4 protein-coding genes are annotated in these 3,867 nt (G+C 62.9%); 2 read left to right on the top strand and 2 right to left on the bottom strand.

Going from position 1 to position 3,867, the window contains the following annotated elements; genetic code table 11:
- A partial coding sequence (locus R2855_19935) for a metallophosphoesterase family protein (GenBank protein ID MEZ4533276.1) occupies positions 1-677 on the bottom strand: 677 nt, incomplete at its 3' end.
- Entirely contained in the window at positions 677-1,885 is a 1,209-nt protein-coding gene (locus R2855_19930) for an MFS transporter (protein MEZ4533275.1), read from the bottom strand. The genes R2855_19930 and R2855_19935, both read right to left, overlap by 1 nt.
- A gap of 62 nt (positions 1,886-1,947) precedes the next feature.
- Here R2855_19930 and R2855_19925 point away from each other — a divergent pair, with 62 nt between their 5' ends.
- Together R2855_19925 and R2855_19920 are read left to right on the top strand one after the other, a co-directional pair.
- Positions 1,948-3,315, top strand: coding sequence for an HD domain-containing protein (locus tag R2855_19925; protein ID MEZ4533274.1), 1,368 nt, complete (start codon positions 1,948-1,950; stop codon positions 3,313-3,315).
- 218 nt (positions 3,316-3,533) lie between these two features.
- Positions 3,534-3,737, top strand: coding sequence for a hypothetical protein (locus tag R2855_19920; protein MEZ4533273.1), 204 nt, complete (start codon positions 3,534-3,536; stop codon positions 3,735-3,737).
- The last annotated feature ends 130 nt before the right edge of the window (positions 3,738-3,867 follow it).

Here is a 3,867-nt window from a genome sequence, read left to right as displayed (position 1 = left end):
TGGGCGCGCACCCGTTCCAGATCGAGCGGAACCGCGCGCAGCGAGACGTCGATCGTGCCGCGCTCCACAGTGACTACCCCATACTCCGCCCAGGGAGGAGCGCCGCTTTCCCAATCGGTCTGCGTACGTCGATGGGTGAGTCCGACACTCCCAGGATTGATGAGCCATTGCCCGTCGAAACGACGCAGCAGCTGATGGTGAGTATGTCCGCCCGCCAGCAACGTGGCAGTCGAACCGTCGATCGCCTCCCGCAGCGCATTCAGCCCAGTCTCGGCTGCGATGATTTCCGTGTTCGAACGCGGCGATCCGTGAAAACAGAGCAGGCGCACACCCGACCCGAGATCGAGCTCGAGCGTCGGCACGAACGCCGACACAACGGCGCGTTGATCGTCGCTCATCAGTGATTGCGTCCAGAGAATCAGATCGCGCACGATCGGATTCGAGACCCTGGCCGCGACTTCCGACAGGTTGGTGAAGAGCTCGGTGTCAGCGTTACCCATGATCACCGGACAGCCAACCGAACGCAGCAACTCGATCGATCCGATCGGATCGGGTCCCATCACCGCCACATCACCGAGGCAAACGATCTGGTCTGGCGCATCTCGTTCGATCGCAGTGAGGACGGTCTCCAATGCCACCGTGTTTCCATGAATATCGGAAATGAGCGCCACACGCATCAGACCGCCTCCGGAGCGTTCCGCGGGACCAGTCCCCCCGGAACTGCAATGCCGACCACTGCCGCACAGATCATGATCGCGGGGAAGAAGAGAAACGCGGCGTCATAGCTGAACGCGTCCGTAATCACGCCAGCCAGGAGCGGACCGACAACGAGCCCGAGATCGCTCGTCTGCCGCAGCGAGCCGACTGCCCTGGCGCTCGCTCCCCCGCGTTGCAGCACGATATCACCCGCGCAGTTGACCGAGCCAACCATGCCAGCCCCGTAGAAGATCAGCGGAATCGCCAGCCACCAGAGCGATGGAGCCAGCAAGACACTGACCGCTCCGATCCCCGCGAAAACGACAGAAACAACCAGCACCCTTGGCGCCCCGACTCGGCGAATCGCGCGGCTGACAGGAATGGCAGCCGCAAGATGGGTGATGGTGATGATGAGCAGGAGATTGGCCGTGACCTCCGGGGTGGCATCGAAGGTTTGTTGGGCGTAGAGCGGCAAGATGACCCAGATCGAGTAGTTCCCGAAAATCAGGAAGTTGACGAGCAGCGGCGGAAGATAGGACCGGAGCGGAATGGGCAGAACGCTGGCAGCAGTCGCGGCAGCTTCCGTCTTCTGGGTCGAGCGCCGAGATGCCCGGGTGCTGATCATTGGCAAGATGATGAGAAAGATCCCGAGAGACGCGGACAAGGCAAAGATCGATCGCCAGCCGAAGTGCCCGGTCAGCAGGCCGCCGCTCTGTAGCCCGAGCACGCCGCCCACAGTGGCCGCGATGCCGTACTGCGTCATTGCCACTCCCCGTCCCGGCCGGGCAACGAGGATCGAGCGTAGTCCGGCATTCACCAGGAGCGAAATCCCGGCTCCCTGAAGCACCCGGCCGACGTACAGCACCTCGACGGTTGGCGCGAACAGATTGATCGACGCCCCGGCCACCAGCAACACGCCGCCCATCGAGGCAGTGCGCGGCGAGCCGAGTGAATCGAGCAGGCGCGGCGCAGGGAAGTTCCCAATCAACCGCCCGACAAAGAGGAAGGAAACGATCAACCCCGCGGCAGCCGCGGAGAGCCCGAAATCGTCCTGCATGGAAGGCAGCGCGGGCGACGTTGCATCGACCGACCAGACGGTGCAGGTTACCAACACCAACGCGAAACCGTACGAAATGAACGGCACGGGAGCCGCTCGGCTCGATTTGATCAGGCTGCCTGCCCGCGACACAGTTCGCGCTCCATCGGTGGTTTCCGCCCAAGCGCGGCGGTGTTGACGCGTATTCTTTCACCATGCTGGAGAAGACACCTGTCACACATCCAGAATCGCGCCTTGGGCGCACGGCTGGCACCGGGTTTCCGGTGTCCACCATGCTGCGCGACAGTCTGTACGATATCGTCCCGCTGGCGGACGCCGAACTGGCGTTGATCGATGCGCAGGCATTTCTGCGGCTGGAGCGCGTCCAGCAACTGGGTTTCGTCTCGCGTGTCTGGCCGGGTGCGCGGCATACCCGCTTCGAGCACTCGATCGGGGTGTTCCATCTCGCCCGGCAAGCCATCGAACACTTGCGTGCTCGGTCCGACGCGCAATGGATCACCGATGAAGACGCTCGCACGATTTGCGCGGCAGCGTTGCTTCACGATATCGGTCACTATCCCTTTTCGCACGCCATCGAGGAACTCGGCGATCCGGTGATCTCGCACGAGCAGGTGGGGAGAGCAATCGTGCTCGGCGACGAGATCGCCCCGATTCTGCGGGAGCATTGGGGGGTCGATCCCAAACGGGTTGCATCGATCATCGATCCTGCCGGGCAACAGTTGCACCCTGCGGACACCGTGCTCCGCGGCATTCTGTCTGGTCCGCTCGATGTCGACAAGCTCGACTATCTCCCGCGCGATGCACATGCCTGCAGCGTGCCTTACGGCGGCGTCGACACCAATCGACTGATCGCGTCGCTCATCTTTGCCACGCCGCCGGCGGAAGCCAAACCGCGCATCGCCGTCGATGCCAAAGGGGTCAGCCCCCTCCATTCCCTCATCAACGCCCGCCAGGAAATGTTCGACAACGTCTACTGGCACCATACCAACCGCGCGTGTATGGCGATGTTGCTGCGCGCCGTGCAGGACGCGATCTTCGCCGATGCCATTTCGGCCACCGAACTGACCGACAACGACGACGCGTCCCTGCTTGCGCTCATGATCCGCTTCCGCATGCCAGAAACGACCAGGCGGTTGGCGAATGCGCTGCAACGGCGCGAGATCCACAAGCGCGCGGTCGAGATCGGCGCCCAGGCGGCCGATCTCTACGACCGCGTCGGCGCGCTCTTCCACAATCCGGCGCAACGCCGGACGGTCGAACTCGGCATGACCCGCCGCCTGGAAACACTGCTGGGCGAATCGCTTCCCGATGAAACAATCCTGATCGATATTCCCAAACCGGAGCGCTGGCGAACCGACGTTTGGGTCTGGTTCGATCGCCCGCCGGTGGGATTCCGGCGGCTCATGCCATGGCGAGAGGTCGTCGGGCTTGGCGACGACGACTTCAAACGGTTCGAGGAACACCGCCGTCTGGTGCGCATCATCGCGGCCGGACCCTACCGTGACGCGGTCCGGCAGCACTGGGAGGCACTCCTGCTGCCAGAGCTCGGTGGGGTTATCTAAAGCAGTTGCCGAAACACGTGCCTGCCGTGCGAATGCCGTCATCCCGACCGAAGCGAAGCGGAGTGGAGGGATCTCCTCGCCACAGCGAGGGCAACAAGGTCACGCTTCTTTGAGATGGCAGGCACTTCCTTGAAGAACCGCTCTAGCAGTCAGGGTGCACGGCTGGAATACTCCAATTCCGCGCACCGAACTCCTCACTCCTCGGGTACACTCTCCCCGTGGAAGGAAACGACACCATCGACGTTATCGAAATAGAACAACCGGACACCGATCCGGAAGTCGAGCCCAGCGGCGCACAGCCAGTCGAACCGGAGGAACCCTCCAACCCCGACGCCTGGCTGCAATGGGCGCTCATCATCGGCCTTCTCGTTCTCTTCCTCGTCTGCGCTCTGTTCGTCCTCATCGGCTGGAACAATCGGTAACCCCTGATCGCGCCGGATCGTAGTGGCGGCACCCGTGGCCGCCAATCGCGCCGCGGCACGATAACGGGGTCGTCAAGCAACCATGTTGCGCGTCCGAAACGTTGTCGATTCGAAACGAAGTAGCGGCCTG

The organism is Thermomicrobiales bacterium (genome assembly GCA_041390825.1).
Lineage (GTDB): Bacteria > Chloroflexota > Chloroflexia > Thermomicrobiales > UBA6265 > JAMLHN01.
Note: the sequence above shows the minus strand (reverse complement) of the source record. Positions and strands in the feature narration are given on the sequence as shown.